19 protein-coding genes, 9 tRNA genes and 1 pseudogene are annotated in these 22,512 nt (G+C 31.4%); 21 read left to right on the top strand and 8 right to left on the bottom strand.

Annotated elements, in window-relative coordinates; all coding sequences use genetic code 11:
- Window positions 1-383 precede the first annotated feature (383 nt).
- The 3 genes from LQ611_RS07100 to yhaM are packed head-to-tail and all read left to right on the top strand — an operon-like array spanning window position 384 to window position 5,444.
- Window positions 384-1,568, top strand: coding sequence for a metallophosphoesterase family protein (locus tag LQ611_RS07100; protein WP_025904812.1), 1,185 nt, complete (start codon window positions 384-386; stop codon window positions 1,566-1,568).
- Window positions 1,569-1,572: 4 nt separating this feature from the next.
- The gene (locus LQ611_RS07095; protein WP_025904813.1) at window positions 1,573-4,506 is read left to right on the top strand and encodes an ATP-binding protein; all 2,934 of its coding nucleotides are present in this window, start codon (window positions 1,573-1,575) and stop codon (window positions 4,504-4,506) included.
- Window positions 4,503-5,444 (top strand): 3'-5' exoribonuclease YhaM, encoded by a 942-nt coding sequence (gene yhaM / locus LQ611_RS07090; RefSeq protein ID WP_025904814.1) that lies wholly within the window; start codon window positions 4,503-4,505, stop codon window positions 5,442-5,444. The genes LQ611_RS07095 and yhaM overlap by 4 nt, the downstream gene beginning before the upstream one ends.
- 51 nt (window positions 5,445-5,495) lie before the next feature.
- On the opposite strand, the gene LQ611_RS07085 is transcribed toward yhaM, so the two are convergent.
- The 5 genes from LQ611_RS07085 to LQ611_RS07065 form a co-directional block, all read right to left on the bottom strand.
- On the bottom strand, window positions 5,496-6,467 hold the full coding sequence (locus LQ611_RS07085; protein WP_025904815.1) for a peptidylprolyl isomerase: 972 nt from the start codon (window positions 6,465-6,467) through the stop codon (window positions 5,496-5,498).
- A gap of 71 nt (window positions 6,468-6,538) precedes the next feature.
- The gene (locus tag LQ611_RS07080) at window positions 6,539-7,102 is read right to left on the bottom strand and encodes a DUF3267 domain-containing protein (protein ID WP_025904816.1); all 564 of its coding nucleotides are present in this window, start codon (window positions 7,100-7,102) and stop codon (window positions 6,539-6,541) included.
- 38 nt (window positions 7,103-7,140) lie between these two features.
- A complete protein-coding gene (locus tag LQ611_RS07075; protein ID WP_025904817.1) occupies window positions 7,141-7,686 on the bottom strand; it encodes an HTH-type transcriptional regulator Hpr in 546 nt (181 codons plus the stop codon).
- A gap of 96 nt (window positions 7,687-7,782) precedes the next feature.
- Window positions 7,783-8,160 (bottom strand): YtxH domain-containing protein, encoded by a 378-nt coding sequence (locus tag LQ611_RS07070; protein ID WP_025904818.1) that lies wholly within the window; start codon window positions 8,158-8,160, stop codon window positions 7,783-7,785.
- Window positions 8,161-8,224: 64 nt separating this feature from the next.
- Window positions 8,225-8,647 (bottom strand): HIT family protein, encoded by a 423-nt coding sequence (locus tag LQ611_RS07065; protein WP_025904819.1) that lies wholly within the window; start codon window positions 8,645-8,647, stop codon window positions 8,225-8,227.
- A gap of 128 nt (window positions 8,648-8,775) precedes the next feature.
- Here LQ611_RS07065 and LQ611_RS07060 point away from each other — a divergent pair, with 128 nt between their 5' ends.
- Together LQ611_RS07060 and ecsB are read left to right on the top strand one after the other, a co-directional pair.
- Entirely contained in the window at window positions 8,776-9,513 is a 738-nt protein-coding gene (locus tag LQ611_RS07060) for an ABC transporter ATP-binding protein (protein ID WP_037589715.1), read from the top strand.
- A complete protein-coding gene (gene ecsB, locus LQ611_RS07055) occupies window positions 9,506-10,726 on the top strand; it encodes an ABC transporter permease EcsB (protein ID WP_119494208.1) in 1,221 nt (406 codons plus the stop codon). The genes LQ611_RS07060 and ecsB overlap by 8 nt, the downstream gene beginning before the upstream one ends.
- A gap of 60 nt (window positions 10,727-10,786) precedes the next feature.
- Here ecsB and LQ611_RS07050 read toward each other — a convergent pair whose 3' ends face one another.
- Window positions 10,787-11,314 (bottom strand): antibiotic biosynthesis monooxygenase family protein, encoded by a 528-nt coding sequence (locus LQ611_RS07050; protein WP_025904822.1) that lies wholly within the window; start codon window positions 11,312-11,314, stop codon window positions 10,787-10,789.
- 166 nt (window positions 11,315-11,480) lie between these two features.
- Between LQ611_RS07050 and hemE the strand changes: the two genes are divergently transcribed.
- The 12 genes from hemE to LQ611_RS06990 all read left to right on the top strand — a co-directional run bounded on the left by hemE (window position 11,481) and on the right by LQ611_RS06990 (window position 16,333).
- On the top strand, window positions 11,481-12,533 hold the full coding sequence (hemE, locus tag LQ611_RS07045; RefSeq protein WP_025904823.1) for a uroporphyrinogen decarboxylase: 1,053 nt from the start codon (window positions 11,481-11,483) through the stop codon (window positions 12,531-12,533).
- A 40-nt stretch (window positions 12,534-12,573) separates the two neighbouring features.
- Window positions 12,574-13,494, top strand: a complete 921-nt coding sequence (hemH, locus tag LQ611_RS07040) for a ferrochelatase (RefSeq protein WP_239709496.1) — start codon at window positions 12,574-12,576, stop codon at window positions 13,492-13,494.
- A 32-nt stretch (window positions 13,495-13,526) separates the two neighbouring features.
- A complete protein-coding gene (gene hemY / locus LQ611_RS07035; RefSeq protein ID WP_107565464.1) occupies window positions 13,527-14,921 on the top strand; it encodes a protoporphyrinogen oxidase in 1,395 nt (464 codons plus the stop codon).
- Between the two features lie 525 nt (window positions 14,922-15,446).
- A tRNA-Glu gene (locus LQ611_RS07030) sits at window positions 15,447-15,521 on the top strand.
- Between the two features lie 87 nt (window positions 15,522-15,608).
- Window positions 15,609-15,682 (top strand) — tRNA-Met (locus LQ611_RS07025).
- A 14-nt stretch (window positions 15,683-15,696) separates the two neighbouring features.
- Window positions 15,697-15,772: transfer RNA gene (locus LQ611_RS07020), tRNA-Asp, on the top strand.
- A gap of 10 nt (window positions 15,773-15,782) precedes the next feature.
- Window positions 15,783-15,855, top strand: a tRNA-Phe gene (locus tag LQ611_RS07015).
- Window positions 15,856-15,875: 20 nt separating this feature from the next.
- Window positions 15,876-15,951: transfer RNA gene (locus LQ611_RS07010), tRNA-His, on the top strand.
- A 20-nt stretch (window positions 15,952-15,971) separates the two neighbouring features.
- Window positions 15,972-16,045: transfer RNA gene (locus LQ611_RS07005), tRNA-Gly, on the top strand.
- Window positions 16,046-16,052: 7 nt separating this feature from the next.
- Window positions 16,053-16,127, top strand: a tRNA-Asn gene (locus LQ611_RS07000).
- Between the two features lie 3 nt (window positions 16,128-16,130).
- A tRNA-Glu gene (locus LQ611_RS06995) sits at window positions 16,131-16,202 on the top strand.
- Window positions 16,203-16,244: 42 nt separating this feature from the next.
- A tRNA-Ser gene (locus LQ611_RS06990) sits at window positions 16,245-16,333 on the top strand.
- A gap of 370 nt (window positions 16,334-16,703) precedes the next feature.
- Here the strand turns inward: LQ611_RS06990 and LQ611_RS14275 are convergent.
- Both LQ611_RS14275 and LQ611_RS06980 read right to left on the bottom strand, forming a co-directional pair.
- Window positions 16,704-17,018: pseudogene (locus tag LQ611_RS14275) on the bottom strand (EamA family transporter); the annotation flags it as partial.
- A gap of 20 nt (window positions 17,019-17,038) precedes the next feature.
- Complete coding sequence (locus tag LQ611_RS06980; protein ID WP_107591086.1) at window positions 17,039-17,470, bottom strand: GNAT family N-acetyltransferase; 432 nt, start codon at window positions 17,468-17,470, stop codon at window positions 17,039-17,041.
- Window positions 17,471-17,831: 361 nt separating this feature from the next.
- Between LQ611_RS06980 and LQ611_RS06975 the strand changes: the two genes are divergently transcribed.
- The 4 genes from LQ611_RS06975 to menC all read left to right on the top strand — a co-directional run bounded on the left by LQ611_RS06975 (window position 17,832) and on the right by menC (window position 22,490).
- Window positions 17,832-18,671, top strand: a complete 840-nt coding sequence (locus tag LQ611_RS06975; protein ID WP_103361856.1) for a DegV family protein — start codon at window positions 17,832-17,834, stop codon at window positions 18,669-18,671.
- A gap of 141 nt (window positions 18,672-18,812) precedes the next feature.
- The gene (locus tag LQ611_RS06970) at window positions 18,813-19,979 is read left to right on the top strand and encodes an MFS transporter (RefSeq protein WP_025905549.1); all 1,167 of its coding nucleotides are present in this window, start codon (window positions 18,813-18,815) and stop codon (window positions 19,977-19,979) included.
- A 116-nt stretch (window positions 19,980-20,095) separates the two neighbouring features.
- Entirely contained in the window at window positions 20,096-21,505 is a 1,410-nt protein-coding gene (menE, locus tag LQ611_RS06965) for an o-succinylbenzoate--CoA ligase (protein ID WP_107565785.1), read from the top strand.
- Entirely contained in the window at window positions 21,492-22,490 is a 999-nt protein-coding gene (gene menC, locus LQ611_RS06960; protein ID WP_119494052.1) for an o-succinylbenzoate synthase, read from the top strand. The genes menE and menC overlap by 14 nt, the downstream gene beginning before the upstream one ends.
- Window positions 22,491-22,512: the final 22 nt, after the last annotated feature.

Here is a 22,512-nt window from a genome sequence, read left to right as displayed (position 1 = left end):
TAAACTTCAAAACAAATATAGTTGTTCGATTCATTAAAAACCAAAGGTTGATTACATACTAAAGATATTACACAAACATATGGACTTGACTGAGTTTTGTAATCAAGAGCCCCGTTATAAACAAGTTTGGGCGAAAGTGTTCACAAGGCCCCATTATGAACAAGTTTGGGCGAAAGTGTTCATAACGTATCCATTACAATCTCACGAATTAACAATTCATATGTCGCTTTTTTGTTGTTTAATCTTATATGTGCGATGTATCGTATACGCGCGGAATATGGTAAAATTAAAGCATTAAAAATCTTTATAAATCTGATTATTCTATTGGTTGAGCTTGAATATAATAATTAAGAAATGAGCTAATATTGAAAGAGGTTAGGTATATGATTAAATTTATACATTGTGCGGATTTACACCTTGATAGTCCATTTAAGTCTAGACATTATTTAAGCCCTTCTATTTTAAGCGATGTAAAACAAAGTGCATATAATAGTTTTAGAAAAATTGTTGACGACGCAATTAAAGAGCAAGTTGACTTCATCGTCATTGCAGGGGATTTATTTGATCAAAATAATAGAACTTTGCGTGCGGAAGTGTTTTTAAGAGAGCAATTTCTTAGACTACAAGATGAACAAATTTTTGTTTATATTATACATGGTAACCACGATCCTTTATCTGTTGGTGTCCATACAGTTTGGCCAGAGAATGTTACAGTTTTCTCTGATAAAGTTTCTACTTATCAACTTATTACGAAAAATGGACAAGTTGTTTATTTACATGGTTTTAGTTATCAAAAAGATCAAAGTTATGAGAATAAAATTGATGAATATCCTGAATCTACAGGTAATAAAGGGATACATATTGGTGTATTACATGGTACATATTCACAAGCTTCAGGAGTGAAGCAAAGATATACTGAATTCAATATTGAAGATTTAAATAGCAAATTATATCATTACTGGGCATTGGGGCATATTCACGAAAGAGCAATGATTAGTGAGTTATCTCAAGTCCATTATCCTGGTAATATACAAGCCCGTCATTTTAAAGAAAAAGGTGAAAAGGGTTATTTATTAGTTGAAGGTGATGAGTCTAAATTACAAGCATCATTCAAACCAACTCAATATATTAGGTTTGAAAAAGCGGTCATTGAAACTCAAGCTAAAGGTAAGCATGCATTATACGAAGCGATACAAAAATTCAAAGATAGTGTGAGAACTGAAGGTAAGGCTTTTTATCAATTAGATGTTTATGTTAAACATGATGAAATTTTAAAACAAGATGAAATTAACCAAGTTATTCAATTGATACAAGAGTATGAAGAGAATCAAACAAACTTTATCTTTGTTGAACAGTTGAATGTATTCTTTGATCAAGATTCAGAAGTAGCTTTAGCGAATGAGTTCAATGATGATATCCTACAAGACGAGAACATTCTTGAAGAAGCACTCAGTGATTTGTATATGAATCCAAAAGCAAATCGATTTTTAGAGCCATTTAGTGATGTTGATAAACAAGCACTTATTGAGCGTGGGGAAGCAATTTTAAAAAGAAGAATGAGAGGTTAAAGCGATGAAAATTAAATCTTTAGAAATTTATGGCTATGGCCAACTCATGTCTAGAAAAATAAAATTTGATCAAAGTTTTATGCAAATATATGGTGAGAATGAAGCAGGAAAATCAACGATACAAGCATTTATTCATTCTATATTATTTGGCTTTCCAACTAAAAAAGAAAATGAACCAAGATTGGAACCAAGACTAGGGAACCAATACGGCGGTAAGTTAGTGTTAGATTTCGATGGTCAAATTGTTGAAGTTGAAAGAGTTAAAGGTCGCGTAACAGGTGACGTTAAAGTATATCTTTCTAACGGTAAAGTTAAAGATGAAGAATGGCTGAAACAAAAGTTAAATTTCATTAATAAACGAACTTATCAAGGTATCTTCTCTTTTAATGTATTAGGATTACAAGATATTCATAAGAACTTAACTGAAGACCAACTTCAAATGTATTTACTTCAAGCAGGTGCACTCGGTTCAACTGAGTTCACAGGTATGAGTGATTTAATGCAAGTTGAGAAAGATGCATTATATAAGAAGAATGGTAAAAATCCAGTGCTAAATGTTCAATTAGAGCAGTTGAATGATTTAGAAATTAAGATTAAAAACGAAGAAAAGAAACTTTCAGAATATGAAAGACTTCAAGATGAACGTGATAAAACATCTCGAAGATTAAATCAATTAAAAGAGAATCTCGGTAAACTTACTGATAGGTTAACAAGTAAAGAAAAAGAAATTTCACTACATAACGAAGTGGTTGAATGGAAGAAGTTAGAAAGCAATTTAAATATAGAACCATATGAATTCCCTGAACAAGGGATAGAGCGCTATGAATCAGCTGTACGTTCTAATGAAAGTATTAAACGCGATTTAACGCTAAGAAATGAAAAGCTTGGACAAGTCGTACATACTTTAGAAAATGTTAAAGTTATGTCTGAACGAGATGAAAAAGCGCTCAATAGTATTAGACAAAGAGAATCAGATATTAAAGAGAAACATCAAGAATTAAAACAATTAAACCAGCAAATCGATAATGCTGAACGTGATAATGAATTACTTAGACAAGATATCGGCTGGAATGAAGAATTTTTAGATGTAGATACGTCTGACGCGATGAAGACACATATAGCTGAAGTCAATCGCATTAGAGAAGAAAACGTTGCAGAACGCGAACAAATAAAACGTTCGCTCAACCAATTATCAATTGAACAAGAGCGTTACTCTAACAATGTTGATAAATTGCATAATGATCTCGTATCTGATGAAAACTATGAACAAAAGAAAGTATATAATCAAAAAGCGCTAGAGCTTGGCGAAAAGAAATCACTATACAAAAAAATGGAAGAAAGCTTTAATAAGCAAAAAGAAGAAAGTGAAAAGAGAAGTAAACAATATAGACTTGCTTCTGGCATTGGTGGCATATTATTAATCGCAATTGCCATTTATGCGTTTATTGCATCACAAATTGTATTTAGTGCTATATTCGCTGTTGTAGGTGTTGTATTAGTTGGATTAGCCTTTATGATTAAATCTAAAGAGTTAAATCATGATCAAGCATTTTCTAAAGAAATAGATGAATTAGAAGAGAAAGTTCAACACTTAAAGCAATTTTATGATTTAGACTTTAATCTTGATGAACAAACGAAAATTAGACAAGAATTAGAAAGTTATTATCAGTCTCAAGAGATACTATCTACTAAGCAATCTGAATTAAATAAAGAACTTGAACAAGTAGAAGAAATTATTGAGACTAAAGAAAGAGCACTTAAAGAAACTAAAGTAAGTTTACATGTATCTAATCAAATATCTTCACAATTATTAAATGATGCATTGTCGACAATTAGAAAAATTAAACAAAATAGATTAGAAATTACACGCATTACTAAAATAAGAGATGAGAAACAAGCAGCTTTAGAAGCATTTTATAGAGAAGCTGATAGCATTGTGAGTCATGCTGGATTACATTATCAAGAGATTTCACTATTTCATGATGTCAAACAAGCTTTAGACGAACATCAAAAAGAATTTAATATTCAATCACGCAATAACGACCAACAAGCATTATTAACCAATGAAATAAATGCATTGAATGAACGTTTAGAAGAAAATAACAATGTGATTCAATCATTATTTGACTTCATTAGTGTAGATAATGAAGAAGCTTATTATCGTCATCATAAAGCATATGTGTCTTATCATGAGGATTTAAAACGATTTAATTATTTAACAGATTTATTGAACAATCAAAATTACGATTACGATAAAAATACACAACTAAGTTATATGACAAAAACAGACCTAGAAAATGAACGTACTCAGTTAGAAGGTCAAGTTGATGAATATAATGATCGTTATTTAAATGTTCAAGCAGAATTAAGTGATTTGAATGCTCAAATCAATCATATGGAAACGGATGAAACACTTTCAGCTTTAAGACATGAATACCATTTACTTAAAGATAAAGTGAATGAAACTGCAAATGATTGGGCTGCATTGAGTTATTTACAAAACTTAGTTGAAGCACATATTAAACAAATTAAAGATAAACGACTACCTTATGTTGTAAAAGATGCTACAGATATTTTAAAAGCATTAACAGAAGGCAGATATAATCAAGTTATTTATGAAGAACAAAATGTACAAGTTAGACATGAAAATGGACAAATATTCCATCCTACTGAATTAAGTCAATCAACGAAAGAATTATTATATATCGCGTTAAGATTTAGTTTAATTAAATCATTACAAAAATATTATCCATTTCCAATTATCGTTGATGATGCATTTGTGCATTTTGATAAACATCGTAAAGAAATTATGATTAAATATTTAATGAGTATGAAAGATGATATTCAAATACTTTATTTCACTTGTAATAAAGATCAAAATGTACCTCAGAAACAAACAATTACGCTGACAAAAATAGAAGGAGCTAAGAGCAAATGAGAACTATAGAGACATTGAAACCAGGAGACTCAGTAGATCATTACTTTTTGATTCATCGAGCAACTCAAGGTGTTACAGCTCAAGGTAAACCATATATGACACTTTATCTTAAAGATAAAAGTGGTGATATAGAAGCAAAAGTATGGACGGTAACAAATGAAGATATTCAACTACTCGTACCTGAAACGATTATTCGTGTGAAAGGTGACGTTATTGATTATCGTGGAAGAAAACAAATGAAAGTTAATCAATTTAGAGTGGCTGTAGATGAAGATAATGTGAAATTGGAAAACTTCTTAGAAGCGGCGCCATTATCAATCGATGATATGTCAGAAGAAATTATGACGTATATACTAGATATTGAAAATGCTAAATTACAAAGAATTACACGTATATTACTTAAAAAATATCAAAAAGAGTATTTTACATTCCCAGCAGCTAGTTCACATCATCATAATTTTGTTTCTGGCTTAAGCTATCATGTTGTAACAATGTTAAGACAAGCGAAGGCATTGTGTGATATTTATCCAATATTAAATAGAAGCTTATTATATAGTGGTATTATCTTGCATGACTTAGGTAAAGTAAAAGAGTTATCAGGACCAGTCGCTACATCATACACAGTTGAAGGGAACTTATTAGGTCATATTTCAATCGTTAGTGATGAAATTGCACAAGTTGCAAAAGAGCACAATATAGAAGGGGAAGAAGTCCTCTTATTGAGACATTTAGTTTTAAGTCACCACGGTAAATTAGAGTATGGTTCACCAAAATTACCTATGGTTAAAGAAGCAGAAATTCTTCATTTTATTGATAATATTGATGCAAGAATGATGATGTTTGAAAAACATCTTAAAAAAGTAGATAAAGGTCAATTTACAGAGCGCATCTTTGCTTTAGAAAATAGACAATTTTATAAACCTGAAACTTTAGATTAATCAAAAAAAGCTATGAAGTAACGTTTAACGTTTCTTCATAGCTTTTTAATTTTAGCTTGCTGATGATTGTTGTGCTGCTTGCATTTGTTGTTGTTGTAATGCTTTTTCGTTTAAGATATTATCTTCGATTGCTTTTTTAATATCTTTATCTTTGTAGTCAACTTTGTATTCATCTAATAATTTCTTGTAAGCATTGATGATGATCTTAGGTTCTTTTTGGATTTTTAGTTGACGATATTGTTCTTTAAGGCTCGCTTTTTCTTTCTTAGATGGTTCGCCTTTATCTGCTTTTATAATATGGTAACCATATTGAGATTTAACAACATCTGAAATTTCGTCATCTTTTTTAAGTTTGAATAATGCTTTTTCAAATGACTCATCCATTTGACCTTTCAATACAAATCCTAGAGCGCCGCCTTTAGATTTAGTACCTTCATCTTGTGATTCTTTCTTAGCAATTTTTTCAAAGTCGTCTGGGTTTTTCTTAATTTGAGCTAGTAATTTTTCAGCTTTTTTCTTAGCTGCTTTATCACTTAAACCTTCATCAGAATCATCTGATTTAACTTTGATTAAGATATGTGAAGCCTTTTTAGTATTTTCATCGATTTCTTTGTCAGAAACTTTTACGGCATCGTTGATAAATTCTTCTTGATATTTAGAAGTTTTTTGAGATTCTTTAAAGTCTTTTATAGTAGCACCTGGTTTTTCTTGTTGTAGTGCTTCTTCAAATTTCTTCTTACCACCGTATTGCTCGATTTGTTTATCAACTTGTTTGTCTAATTTCTTCGTATCAACTTTGTCTTCGTATTTATCTTTTAAGACTTTGTTAAGTACAATTTGAAATGCATTTTGTGCGACTTCGTTACTACCCATTTTGTCTAGTACGTCTTGTGAAGTTACGTTTCCGGCTTTAGTTTCTACTAAAGTTTCTCCAGAATTATCTGAACCATTACCACAAGCGCCTAAAGTTAATACTGATGCTGAAAGTGTTACAGGTAACACTATTTTTTTAATTGATTTCATAAATAGAACTCCTTTTGTAAGAATACAATGATAAATATAGCATATATACTATTTTAAATACAAAAAATAAACTATAAATGTTCGGCATCCAGTGAACGTTTTGTTAACAATTCGATACCATTTTTTCTTTCTTCAATATAAGTACCTTTTTTTGTAAATAAAATAATCTTCAAATAAAGTAAATCGATAATTGATATGCCAATATTGATAGACATGATAAATAAAATGTAATGTCCATATTGTGGAATTATATTTACGAGTGCAATAGATAGGGTAGTTATCGTAACGAGTGGGCAAATAAGTGCAAAACAAAATACAATCTTATTAACTGGTTGATCTACTCTAATATTATATAAAGGTAAAGCACGTTTAGCTTTAGTCGTTTTGTTCATTTTAAATGACTTACGATAATACATTAATACAATCAAATGCAACAATTTATGAATTGGATAAATTAAGCAAAGGACGAATAAGAATAGTATAAACTTATCGTCCTTTAAAGGTTCTGTTTGTATATAATTGAATATTTCGTAAGTGACGATAAATGTTAAGAATGAAACTAAAGCACTAATTAATACAATTCTCTGCAATCCATAACGAGACTGTATATTAATTGATTTAGAACACAAAAACATGGTTAATGTCACCTTCTAAGATATGATTTATCTTGATATTATGCATCATCCTCAGACTGTTCGTCAAGTAGATATTTTCTTAATTGCTCATGGTTTTGTTCAATGTGATGAATAAAGTCGCTACCATATATTTGACCAACGATATATTTCACATCTGTAAATTCTGGCATATTGTACATGACTTTCTCATAATCTGCAGCAATTTCATATAATCTGTTCGTATCATTTGAATAGTTTAAATATGTCTTTCTTAACACTGCAAGACCTTTATCTGTTAATTCTAAATAAGTCGTACGCTTATCGTGCTGACTTTTAGGCATTGTTAAATAGCCACGTTTTTCTAAATTTTTAGCGAAATTGAAAACAGTAGATACATGCATAACGCCATATTTACTCACTTCAGATATTGTAGCTTCATTTAAGCTTCTAATAATAATTAAAATATGATGTTCATTAATATTTAAGTCGAAAGGCTTAATCCATTGCTGCCAATCTTTCTCGATTGTCTTCCATAAAGCTTTAGATAACTGTGAAACCTTATGAGTAAATAACATTTTTTCAATCATGTCCAATTCATTCGACATAGTTAAATCCCCCTTTGTTTGTATAATAAAAGCATGATACTAATGTATCATGCTTAGTTATAACACTTTAATAATATAATAATTTTAACACGTTTTCTAATTTTTTAGAAATGGAAGCTTAGTATTTTGAATTTCTTTTTGAATTTCATTGCCACGATTGCTAATATTTTCAATATTTTTCTGTATTTGTTCAATATTAGGGTTAATATCAGCTTTAAATTCATTAATCATCGTTTTAATTTCTTCACTTAATGATTGAATGGCAATTTGGCTTTCGTCTTTAGTCTTTAATACATAATCTTTTATTTCAATAGCATTGTCTTTAATTTCACTTAATTGAATTTTAGATCCGTCAGCAGTTGATTTTAAATCTGTCTTTAAAGCATCACCAGAACGGTCTGTATTTAAAATGGCTGTTGTAAAACCTGTAACAAATCCTACACCAACACCAATTGCGAGTCTTGAAAATTTCATAATTATCCTCCTTGATATCTCTTATTTAAATATATACCCTGAATTTTTATAAACATGCAGTGTATTAAAAATGCTGTTGAATTGTTTGTGCGATTTCTGCTTTTTTCTCATCATCTAATTGGTCTTCATTTGTATTCCAAATATAACCGAATCCATCAATATCTTCTTTATATCTAGGGATTAAGTGGAAGTGGATATGGAATACAGATTGTGAAGCATACTCACCATTATTTTGAATAATATTTAAACCATCAGGATTGAAAGCTTTTTTGATGGCATTTGCAACGATTGGTAAAGCTTCAGCTATGTGTTTCATTGTTTCTGGGTCTGTTTCATAAATATTTGGTGAAGCTTTCTTTGGTATAAGTAATGTGTGTCCTTTACTTACTTGAGAAATATCTAAGAATGCATATACATAATCATTTTCGTAAACTTTGAATGATGGGATTTCACCATCGATAATTTTGCTGAATATTGTTTCTGACATACTATCATCTCCTATGTAAATATTAGTTTTATTATATCATGCTCGTAATATCATCTCACTGATAAAGATAATATTTAATGAATGTAACATTGAGAACATGCTACAATATATTTTGGAGGTGTGTTCACGTGACAATTAAAGTGAATAATTTAACAGGTGGATACGGTAAAAAAGCTGTTATCCATGATATCTCATTTGAATGTAAACCAAGTGAAGTCGTAGGACTTATTGGATTAAATGGTGCAGGGAAAAGTACAACAATTAAACATATACTTGGCTTATTAACACCACAACAAGGTGAGATGTCCATTAATAATATAGATATTAAAGCAGATATAGAATCTTATAGAAGAAATCTTACATATATACCAGAAAGTCCAGTTTTATATGATGAATTAACTTTAGAAGAACATATTTACATGACTGCAATGGCATATGGTATTGATAAAGATACAGCGCTTGAAAAGGCAATGCCGTTATTGAAAAGACTAAGACTTGAAAATGAATTAAAAGTCTTTCCGATACATTTTTCAAAAGGTATGAAACAAAAAGTTATGATTGTTTGTGCATTCTTAGTTGAACCGACACAATATATCATAGATGAACCATTCTTAGGGTTAGATCCATTAGGTATACAAACAATGTTAGATTTAATAGTAGAAAGACGTAATCAAGGCTCTTCAGTATTAATGTCTACACATATACTTGCAACTGCTGAAAGATATTGCGACCGATTTATTATATTACATCAAGGTCGTTTAGTAGCGATGGGCAATTTAGAAGAATTGAGAGAAAAAACTGGACTTACTAATGCAACACTAGATGATATTTATATACATTTAACACAAGGTGAAGCGTATGAATGATGTAAATACTTTATATAAGGTTAGACAAAGAGAAGAAGTATTAGAGAAAATGAATTACAATAAATTCATCTTTAATGGTCATTTCTTGATATTTATAACCATTATGATTGGCGCTTTTGCGTTGGGCTATAGTAATTGGTTAAAAGATATTCCACAAAATATTAACTATCGTTTAATCTTTTCAGTTATATTATCTATTTGTTCGATATTTCCAATGAGGACTTTCTTTAGAGAAGCAGATAAGTTATATTTGTTACCATTTGAAAAAGACTTAACGCTCTATATTAGAAAAGCACTGACTTATAGTTATTTTAATCGACTATATTTACCAGTCGTAATATTAGTGATCGGTTTACCATTATTCTATCAATTAATGGGTGGTAAATTTTATTTATATATCACGGTAATGGTTTTGAGTTTCATCTTTCCAATTCTAGGACTGATGATGAAATGGTTCTGGTTAAAATATGGTTTAGAAATATGGGGAATTAATGTATTACTCTTTATCGTATATGCGAGTGGTTATTACACAACTTTAAAAGTAGGGGCTTTATCAGGTCTATTATCTATTGTCGTATTGATTGCTTTAATTATTTTATTAGAAAATATCAATAGAGGTACTTTTTATCAGTGGGAAACATTAATCACTATCGAACATAATCATAAGATGAATTATTATAAATTCGTTAATATGTTTACAGATGTAAAAGTATTAAATGAACGAACAGTTCGCAGAAGATATTTAGATGTCTTCTTAAAAGTTCCGAGTCCTAAGAAATTTAATCAAAATTATATGTATAAATTCTTATTTGTAAGAAGTTTTGCGAGAGGGAAAGATGCATTCTTTATCGTATTAAGATTATTGATTATCGGACTTGTATTAATTTGGTGGATTGATCAGCCATTCATATCAGCCATATTAGGTGCTTTAATCATGTACTTGTTGATATTACAATTATCTCAATTTTATAAACAACAAGCATACGGGTTGTGGCCACAAGTATGGCCGGTTAGTGAAGGACAAGTTGTTAAAGGCTATCATCAGTTTTTAATTAATATCATGCTTGTATTAGGTATTATTTTATCAATCATATATATCTTGAAATTTGTTACAGCGATTTATTTCGTTATATTATTCTTCGTTGTTGGTTGGTTAACAATAGATTCGTCCATTAAGAAAATTAAAAAACATCAAGAGCTACTTAGAGATTAATAACAAATAAAAAAGAAGAAATGACTCAGTGAGAATCATTTCTTCTTTTTTATTTTATAATTATGCTTCTTCGTTTTCTGTTTCTTCATCTTCTTCAGGTCTATACCAATACTTTGTATAATTTGCTGTTGAATATTGTTCAGCGCCAGAGAATTTACGAGTAGCCTCTCTTGAGAAATATTCCGCATAGAAAGATGATTTTGTGAAATCTTCATATAATTCGTTTGAATCGAAACCTACTAATATCATATAAGTATCGCCTTTTCGAGGTTTAAGTAATCTAAATGATTCGAACCCTTCGAAATTATCAAATTGACTGTCGATATCTACATAATGATTTTCGAATCGATGTTGCATTTCATCAGATACAGGAATGTAGCTTGCTGCTATAAATTCATGATTGATAAAAACACCTTTTGATTCTAATATTCGATATTCTCTTGGTTGTGCAAATACTGTATCACCATTTGTTTCATGAATAAGTACTGTCGTATCTTGTCTCGTATAATGATGAATATCTTCATCTGGATGTTTCTTCATTATACTATGCAGAAAATGATACGTACCTGTTGTTATATAACATTTCATAATGATATACCTCCTATATCTCTTTAATTAGATTATAAACATGTAAGCGCTAAAATCAACCAATACATGAAATCTTTTGTATAATTTATGAATTTTTGTACACATAGATGTCTTTATAATAGAATATGTTAAAATAGATTGTAATGATTATAATGAGGTGAAATAAATGAGTGTACCGTTTAACGATACAATTTTAAAAGCAGCAAAGGGAGAAAAAACAACTCATACACCAGTTTGGTTTATGAGGCAAGCAGGTAGATCACAGCCTGAATATAGAAAAATTAAAGAAAAGTATTCATTATTTGAAATTACACATCAACCAGAACTTTGTGCATATGTTACAAAATTACCAGTAGATCAATATAATACTGATGCTGCAATTTTATATAAAGATATTATGACACCTTTAACTGGAATTGGTGTAGATGTAGAAATTAAATCTGGAATAGGACCTGTTATACATAACCCTATTAAAGACATTTCTGATATTAATCGATTAGGTCAAATCAATCCTGAAGAAGACGTGAAATATGTCTTAGATACGATTAAACTTTTAACAGAAGAACAACTAAACGTACCATTAATAGGATTTACTGGCGCACCGTTCACGCTAGCGAGCTATATGATTGAAGGTGGACCTTCTAAAAATTATAATAAGACTAAAGCGTTTATGTATAAACAGCCAGAAGCTTGGTTTAAATTAATGGATACATTAGCAGATATGGCAATTCGCTATACACATGCTCAAATTGATGCTGGATGTAAGATGATTCAAGTATTCGATTCATGGGTAGGTGCGTTAAATGCTGAAGATTATCATTATTTCATTAGACCATCTATGAATAAAATTTTTGCAGCAATTAAAGAAAAGAACGTACCTGTTACAACATTTGGTGTTGGAGCAAGCCATTTAATAGAAGAATGGAATCAATTACCGGTTGATGTAATCGGGCTAGATTGGCGCTTACAAATCAAAGAAGCTAGGGAAAAAGGTATTACTAAGACGTTACAAGGAAACTTAGATCCAGCTATTTTACTAGCACCATGGGAAGTTATTGAACAAAGACTCGTTCAAATATTGGATCAAGGTTTAGTAGACCATAATTATATCTTTAATCTTGGACATGGTGTCTTTCCAGAAGTACAACCTGATACATTGAGAAGAGTTGCTCAGTTTGTGCATGATTATTCAGCAAAATATAAATCACAACAAAGATAGGTTATTAAACAGCTTAATTTTATTAAAGGGAGTATAGAAGATGAATAAAAAAGTGGGACTTTTAGTTATGGCATATGGTACACCTTATAAAGAAAGTGACATTGTACCTTATTATACACACATTAGACATGGTCGTAAGCCATCTGATGAGCAAATTGAAGACTTAAAAGGACGTTATAAAGCGATTGGTGGTATTTCACCATTAGCAGGTACAACAGAGAAACAAGCAGAAAGTTTACTTGGCGCTTTAAATGAAGCATATGAAGATGTTGAATTTAAATTGTACATTGGTTTAAAACATATTCATCCATTTATTGAAGATGCAGTAGAACAAATGCATAATGATGGTATTGAAGAAGCGGTTACGATTGTATTAGCACCTCATTATTCTAATTTCTCAGTTGGAAGTTATAATAAACGTGCTCAAGAAGAAGCAGATAAATACGGCATTTCAATGCATCACATTGAGCAATTTTACAATGAACCAGCATTTATTTCTTACTGGACAAACATGATTGATGAAACATTACAAACGATTCCAGAAGAAAGTCATGATGAAACAGTATTAATCGTTTCTGCGCATAGTTTGCCTGAAAAAATTAAAAAAGCAAATGATCCATACCCTGATCAATTAGAAGAAACTGCTAAAATTTTAAGTGAAGAATCTAACATTAAACATGTATCAGTAGGTTGGCAATCAGAAGGTCAAACTGGAGAACCTTGGTTAGGACCAGATGTTCAAGATTTAACAAGAGACTTATATAATGAACATGGCTATAAACACTTTATTTATACACCAGTAGGATTTGTATGTGAACATTTAGAAGTATTATATGATAACGACTATGAATGTAAAGTTGTTTGTGATGAATTAGGCGTGAAATATCACAGACCACCAATGCCAAATATTGATCCTGAATTTATAGAAGCAATGGTATCAGCAATTAAGAAAAAATTCTAATTCGATATTCGATTAAGAAAGAAGTGATAAGAATGTCAAAACGAATTGCAATAATAGGGGCAGGGATAACTGGGTTATCTGCTGCCCATTATTTAAGAAGAGATTATCCAAATGCAGAAATTGATGTATATGAACAATCAGACAGAGTAGGCGGCAAAATCAAAACGTATCGTAAAGATGGTTATACAATTGAACTAGGGCCAGAATCTTACTTAGGTAGAAAGACAATTATGACAGAATTGGCTGAAGAAATTGGGATTGCTGATGATTTAGTAACAAATAAAACAGGGCAATCATATATTTACAGCCATAATAAGTTATATCCAATACCAGGCGGTTCAATTATGGGTATACCTACAGAAATCAAACCATTTCTTAAGACACAATTGATTTCGCCAGCAGCTAAATTAAGAGCAGGATTAGATTATTTCTTACCTGTTAAACCGATGCATACAGATATATCAATCGGCCATTTCTTTAGACAAAGATTAGGTGATGAAGTATTAGAAAACTTAATCGAACCTTTAATGGCAGGTATTTATGGTGCAAATATTGATAAATTAAGCTTAAAAACAACATTTCCTCATTTTAAAGAACAAGAAGAAAAAGAGGGCGGCTTAATAAAAGGCATGATAGCTCAAAAAGCAAAAAATAATGCTGATAAAAAAGTAACAGTTAAACCAAAAGGTCAATTTAAACAATTTAGACATGGCCTTGAATCATTCATTCAAACTTTACGTGATAGTCTTGAAGATAAAGGAGTTCAAATACATTTAAACGCTCCAGTTCAAAATTTAGTAGAAAAAGATAACAAAACAATTTTGACGATAAATAATGAAGAGCATGAATATGATGGTGTAATTGTTACAATACCACACCAACATTTCGTTAAATGGTTTGAAGATGACCTTAAATTAGATTACTTTAACTATATGCCTTCAACAAGTGTGGCAACAGTCGTTATGGCATTTGATAAAGACCAAGTCGTGAATGATAAAGATGGAACTGGATTTGTAATCGCAAGAACAAGTGATACAGCCATAACAGCATGTACTTGGACAAACAAAAAATGGCCACATACAACACCAGAAGGAAAAGTCTTATTAAGAGCATATGTAGGTAAACCAGGCTCAAATATTATTCATCACAAAGACGAAGAACAATTGAAACAAGTCGCTCTAAATGATTTGAATAAAATCATGACGATTAAAGGAGAACCAGAATTCTTTATCGTAACGAAATTACCACACAGCATGCCTCAATATGAAGTCGGTCATATTGATCGTATTAGAGATATACAAGAACATATCGATCAGAATTATCATAACCTTATCATAACAGGCGCTTCATTTGATGCAGTCGGATTACCAGACTGTGTACAAATGGCTAAGAACGCAAGTGACAAGATGATAGAGTATTTGAAGTAGATAGTAGAAAGTAGTAAGTAGATAGTGTGCGGAAGTGGAAGAAAGCGTATGGAAGTGCAGGGAAAAGGAACAGAAATTCTAATTTAATATTAGAATTTCTGTTTTTTGTTGGAGGGGGAGGGTGAATATTGCTAGTGGAGGGTGACAAGCAACATAGAGCAGCTGTAAATTGCAAGACAGGCCAAACATGAAACATAGAGTCGTTGTAAGTTGCAAGACAGGCCAAACAAGCAACATAGAGATGTCTATATAACTTAATGTATACTTTATTAAAAATGTGGAATTTTAATTCATCTTTTTCACAATGACTTCAAAAAAACTACTTTATGATCATTTTTTTCTGTAAAAGTCATGAAAAAATGACACTTTAGAAGATAAAAAAGAGTGTGTTTTGAATGATTATTTCTCCCTTTAGTGACAATTGTCACATAGATGTTAAAAGTTCAAATTTTTATTAAGAAAAGTAAAGAAATAGCATTGACGTTCTTTATATTTCTATATATACTTAAGTAGTTCTCAATTAGAGGCCCCTTGGTCAAGCGGTTAAGACACCGCCCTTTCACGGCGGTAACACGGGTTCGAATCCCGTAGGGGTCACCATTTTTAATAAAAATTTATTAAAATTTTATTGACATAATATTAATGAATGTGTTATATTAATAAGGTAGCCAAATTACTTATTATTAGCGCGGGATGGAGCAGTTCGGTAGCTCGTCGGGCTCATAACCCGAAGGTCGGTGGTTCAAATCCGCCTCCCGCAATACTTTTTAATGATGGTCCCGTGGTGTAGCGGTTAACATGCCTGCCTGTCACGCAGGAGATCGCGGGTTCGATTCCCGTCGGGACCGCCATTTATATTTTGGCTCAGTAGCTCAGTCGGTAGAGCAAAGGACTGAAAATCCTTGTGTCGGCGGTTCGATTCCGTCCTGAGCCATACTTTTTTAAACAAGTATGGCGATTGTGGCGAAGTGGTTAACGCATCGGATTGTGGTTCCGACATTCGTGGGTTCGATTCCCATCAGTCGCCCCATATATATATTATTTACTTAAGCGGGTGTAGTTTAGTGGTAAAACCTCAGCCTTCCAAGCTGATGTTGTCGGTTCGATTCCGATCACCCGCTCCATTATTATTCCACAGTAGCTCAGTGGTAGAGCTATCGGCTGTTAACCGATCGGTCGTAGGTTCGAGTCCTACCTGTGGAGCCATAAGGCCCCTTGGTCAAGCGGTTAAGACACCGCCCTTTCACGGCGGTAACACGGGTTCGAATCCCGTAGGGGTCATATAATCAGAGGTGAAATATCGCTTCTGATTTTTTTGTTTGTGGAGAGTTGTCCGAGTTGGCCGAAGGAGCACGCCTGGAAAGTGTGTAGGCGCCACAAGCGTCTCGAGGGTTCGAATCCCTCACTCTCCGTTTGTACCTTAATAATCAACTAATCCAAGACGTTGATATTGCTGGATTTTCTTGCATTTGGTAAGTTGATCCGTTTGAGCAAGTGTCAAAAAAGTGTCTAGAGAAAATTTCTCTTACTTTTTGACACTTGCTCTTTTTTATTACTTAATTATTCAATAATAGTATGATTTGTTCTATTTTCAAAGCATTCTTTAATTTGTTTTGTTGTATTTCTTTTAGTCGATAGTTCAGGTAAATTATTGATTCCAAAGTATTTAACTGAACTGGTTTCAACACTTGTTGTTAATTCTCCACTAACTCTATTACAGAAATAAATTAGCTTATAATAATGATTTAATGAATTGTCTGGATTAGATTTATTTGTATCATAAACCGCAATAATGGGTTGTAAAGATAATATGACTGTTGAACTAGCAACGGTTGTTAATTTTAATGAACCAAACCATAATCCGAAATGAAGAGCTAAAAATAGACCAGCTAATACAAGATATAGAAAATCTTTAAGGTTTAATTTGAAGATTTCTTTTTTATATCGATATGCAAAGGGTACTAGCAAGATGACTGCTATAAACATTCTGTTCATGCTTATTACGCTAGAAGGGGCGTTTGATAGCTTTACTAATATGGCAGCTAGTGAAATTGCAATAATTGAAATAAGTAATAACATATTAGTCTGTTTATTCATAAGCAAAACCCCAATTTAAATTATAATTTTAGATGTATGATTGGATAATCTCTGCCTTGTTCATCATGTGAAGATTCTTTATATGATTTAAATCCATTTTTAATATAAAAGTTCAAGGCTTGCTCGTTATCTTTGTTTACATCAACTTTTTGGATATGATCTTCAGTTAACAAGTGTTGAAGTATTTCAGTTCCAAATCCTTTTCTGAAATGTTCTGGATCTATAAATAACATTTCTAAGTTACCTTTATTGATACCTGAGAAACCAACAGCTGCTCCATCGTATAGCCATAAGTTTGCATCTACATATTTTAAGTAGGTGGGTATTTCTTTTTTTAATGCAATTCTGTCTTCCTCTTTTAAAAAGTGATGTGTTGCGAGTACGGAACGTTCCCAAATTTTTAATGCAAGTGGATAATCTTTCTCTTGTAGTTCTGTTTTTACTAAGCACATTGTTATGACTCCTAACTCGTTATCAATATTAAAATGATAGCATATGTAGGTTAAATGCGTATAGCGTATTGTCATTTTTTTATAAAGTTACAATCTTATAAATGCTATATTTTAATAATAAATTTATAGGAATATTCTAACGTTAAAATTTGATTCATTGGTGTAAAGGTATTGTGTTTTCTATGTATTTATCAATTTATTATACTAGAATGATATTTGCGGTATTTATTATATGATTGCTTTAACTTATCAGTTCTGTTTTTAATTGTTTCAATAGTGATTATATGTTATTAATTAAGTTAGGTTAAAAATACTTATTTATAAAGTGAATGCATTTATTGTATATACAATGGAGGAAGTAATGAAATTAGCGTGGTTAATTGATACAACAACTTATATTGATCAAAATATGGATGATAAAGATTTATTTGTCGTTTCTTTATCTACAATTATTAATGACAAACCTTATAAAGATTCAGAATTTGAAAGTTCAAAGTTATTTTTTGATATGTTAAAAGAAAATGGTAATGGTGCTAAAACGGCTCAACCTACACCTCAAGATTTTATTGAGACGTATGAGCAAATTCAAGAAGAAGGTTATACGCATGTTATTGCGGTTCATCCTTCTAGTAGTTTATCAGGAACATATGCATCATCGTTATCAACTGCACAATCTTTCCCTATGGAAATTCGTGTAATTGATAGTGGAACAGGAAGCTTTCCTCAAAAAGAATTAGTCGAGTATGGTAGAAAACTTTATGACGAGGACTATTCATTTGAAGAAATCGTTAATAAGTTAGAAGAAGTTAAACATACAAGTGAATTATATTTGTTGCCACGAAACTTACAACAATTAAAGAATAGTGGAAGGGTTTCGAATAGCAAATATTTATTAAGTAGCTTACTTCATATTAAATTACTATTGAAATTAGAGAATAGTACAATCGACTTAGAACTTAAGTCTAGAGGCAATAAGAAAATAGAAGCTTATTTAATCACACATATTAAAGAAATTATTGATAAAGGTGTTACAAACATTGGTGTGTTACATGCAGGAAATGAGCAAGAAGCACATGTATGGAGAGAGCGCATTTTAACTTTAAATAAAGATGTTAATGTATATGTCGAACCGTTAGTTCCAGTAGCATCTGTTCATACGGGGTATGGCACAATTGGAATAGGTTGGATACAAACTCAATAATGAAAACGTTTAAAAATCTGAGAATTTAATTTCTCAGGTTTTTTTATATACAAAATTCAAAAAAACTCTTGTAATTGCATAGCAAAAGTACTAATATGGTTAAATCTGATTAAAATAATAAGATTAAAGGAGCGTTGAGACATGAAAAAATATCCTTTAGCGATTTGGATACTAAGCCTTGGTGCTTTTGCGATAGGTATGACTGAATTTGTAATCATGGGTTTGTTACCTAATATTGCAAGAGATCTTGATGTAACTGTATCTGATGCGGGTCAATTAATTACAGGTTATGCATTGAGTGTTGCAATTGGCGGACCGATTATAGTGTTAGCGACTTATAAATTACCTCGAAAAAATTTACTCGTCTTATTAATGGCTATTTTTATAGTAGGTAACGGGATAGGTGGTATTGCACCTAATTATGGTTCGCTTATGTTAAGTAGAATTATTGCCGCTTTAGCACACGGTTCATTCTTTGGTATTGGATCAATACTAGCAGCAAGTATGGTACCGCCTCATAAAAGAGCAAGTGCAATGGCGTTAATGTTTATGGGATTAACAATGAGCAACATCATTGGTGTACCATTCGGAACATTTGTAGGGCAAATATTTGGCTGGAAAATGACATTTATTATTATTAGTGTTCTAGGACTATTAACATTAATAGGTATTATTCGATTTGTACCTAACCAAAAAGATACACAGCCGATTTCAATTAAAAATGAATTGAGTGTATTAAAAGATGTTAAACTTTGGCTGACACTAGGTGTAACACTATTCGGATTCAGTAGTGTATTTGCTTATTTCACGTATATTTCTCAAATATTAATCAATGTTTCGCATATAGAAGAACGCTGGATTTCATTTGTCCTTATTATATTCGGTGTTGGTGTAACATTTGGTAATATTATTGGTGGAAAATTAGCAGACTGGAATTTAAATAAAGCACTGAATACGATATTTATCGTCTTCCCAATATATATCTTTATGATGTACTTTATTCAAAACTATAGCTTGCTAATGGTTGTCGGTATTTTTGTATTTGGTTTGATTGGCTTTAGTATGAGCCCATCATTACAATTTAAAAGTATGGTCATTTCACAAGATGCACCAATGCTTGCTAGTACGATGAACCAATCTGCATTTAACATCGGTAATGCGCTTGGTGCGTTCATCGGCGGTATCGTAGTTAGTCAATTAGAAGTTAAGGATTTAGCGTTAGTCGCGCCATTCTTAACAATTATAGGACTTGTCTTCTTATTACTTGAACGATTCGTTACGCAAAGAAGAGAAAAAGAAGCAATCTAATATGATGGAAACCTAGGTGAATTAATCGCCTAGGTTTTTTGATATTATAAAGCATTTTTTATGTTTAAATTCAAAAATATCGTTATAATGAATAATGGTATAAGGAGGTCCAAACGATGAAACATTGGATTGAACAACAGGTGTTACGTGCACCGCATAAAATTGCAATTCAACAAGGTGATGTTGAATTAACGTATGAACAACTATTTAACGATTCTAAAAATAAAGCACATTACATTAAACAACTTCAATTGAAAAGAGTTGGATTATATATCAAGAATGATATTAAACATGCATCACTTATCATTGCAGCTTGGTTAGCAAATGTAGAAGTGGTTATGATTAATACGAAGTTAACACCAGTTGAAATTGAACAACAATTAGAAAGTATTGGCGTTCAAACGGTCTTTACGTATAAACCTTTAAATATCAAGCAAAATTGTATTGATATTGAGGATATTTATTTGGAAGACAGTAAACATGAGAATTATGATTTTACGTTTGATATGGATGATATTGCGACGATTATGTTTACTTCTGGTACAACTGGTCCTGCAAAAGCTGTACCACAAACTTTTTCAAATCATTATTTTAGTGCAATGGGTTGCAAAGAAAGTCTCGGCTATGATGAATCAACGAGATGGTTGTCCGTCTTGCCGATTTACCATATTTCAGGTTTAAGTGTGTTAATACGTAGTTTAATAGAAGGTTTTACACTTATTTTAGAACCGAAATTTGATGTAAATCGCGTAATGCATTTAATTAAAAATGATAACATCACACATATTTCATTAGTGCCTCAAACATTACAATGGTTGATGCAAGATGAGTTAACACAACCATATCAATTAGAAAAAATATTATTAGGCGGCGCAAAGTTATCCGAAACGATGATTAATAAAGCGTTAGACAATCAATTACCGATTTATAATTCGTTTGGAATGACTGAAACATGCTCGCAGTTTGTGACAGCAAGTCCAGAGATGTTACGTGAAGAACCAAGTACAGTAGGGAAAGTACCTTCAAATGTTCGACTTAAAATTTTAAATCAAAATAAAGAAGGACATGGGGAAGTCGCTGTATATGGTGGAAATGTGATGAATGGTTATTTAACAGGTAGTCAGAATTCAGATACATTTGAAGATGGTTATTTTAAAACAGGTGATGTGGGATCAATAGATAATTCAGGTTATGTATATATTTATGATAGAAGAAAAGATTTAATCATTAGTGGTGGAGAAAATATTTATCCATTTGAAATTGAACATGTGATATTAAATCATCCTGACGTTCAAAATTGTGTTGTTGTACCAGTTGATGATGAAAAGTGGGGGCAAGTACCAGCATTAGTGTATGAAGCGGAACAGACTATCCAAGATGATGTATTTAAAAATATACTCGCTACAAAATTAGCAAAGTATAAACACCCAAAATACTTTTATAAAATAAATGAAATTCCAAGAACTTCAACAGGTAAACTTTCAAGATATAAAGTAAAGGCGTGGGTCATGAATGAGAAAAAATAGTTTGCATTACTATAGATTCAAAGCACCTTTCAGAGTACCAATACGAACACCTTTAGTAGAATTAAATGAACGAGAAGCATTAATTGTAGAATGGCAAGACATGAATGGGTCTACATATTATGGTGAATGCAATGCGTTTAATAGTGACTGGTATCATTTCGAGACAATAAATAAAGTTGAAGAAACTTTAATAAAATGGTTCGAAAAACATGAATTTGTTGATTTTAATAGCTATCCATTATGTTGTGAATTAATAGATGAACTCAATGAATATCCGAATGCACGTAGCGTTATGTCTATGATATTCTTTCAGAAATTCCATGAGTTAAAGCCGATTGAAGTAGCATATGGTGCAACAATTAATCAAAATATTGAACAATATTTCAAGCAATATAAAGGTGAATTACCAACGAGAATTAAATTAAAATGGCATGACGAAGTTAATCAAGATATAGAATTTTTAACAGAATATTATCCGCAAATACAAAGAGCGATTGATGCAAATGGCGTGTTAAATCATGAACATGTTTCTTTATTAAATACATTTAAAGATGAACAATTTATATATATTGAGCAGCCATTTTCTAAATATGAGGACTATATTGAGCATGTTAATACGCTCGAGTTACCAGTATTTATTGATGAAAGTGCTCTAAATTTAGAGGGAATTATTCAATTTAATCAGCAACATCTTATCGATGGTGTTGTGATTAAAACTTCACGTGTTGGAGGGATAGATAAAGCACTTGAAATTATTGAATATTGTCACGAACATCGACTTAAATATGTCATAGGTGGAATGTATGAATTTGGACTTAGTAGTTACTTTACAGCTTACTTGGCACAGCACAGTTCATATCCGAGTGATGTGACGCCAAGTGATTATTACTTCACGAAAGATTTCGTTGTTGATAGCGCAAAGACTAATGGTCATCAAATTAAATATGTACGACCGATAGTTGATAAAGATAAATTAACAAAATAAAAGGCATATGTGCTAAATTTTT

It is taken from the genome of Mammaliicoccus sp. L-M44, from assembly GCF_022386355.1.
Lineage (GTDB): Bacteria > Bacillota > Bacilli > Staphylococcales > Staphylococcaceae > Mammaliicoccus > Mammaliicoccus sciuri_A.
Note: the sequence above shows the minus strand (reverse complement) of the source record. Positions and strands in the feature narration are given on the sequence as shown.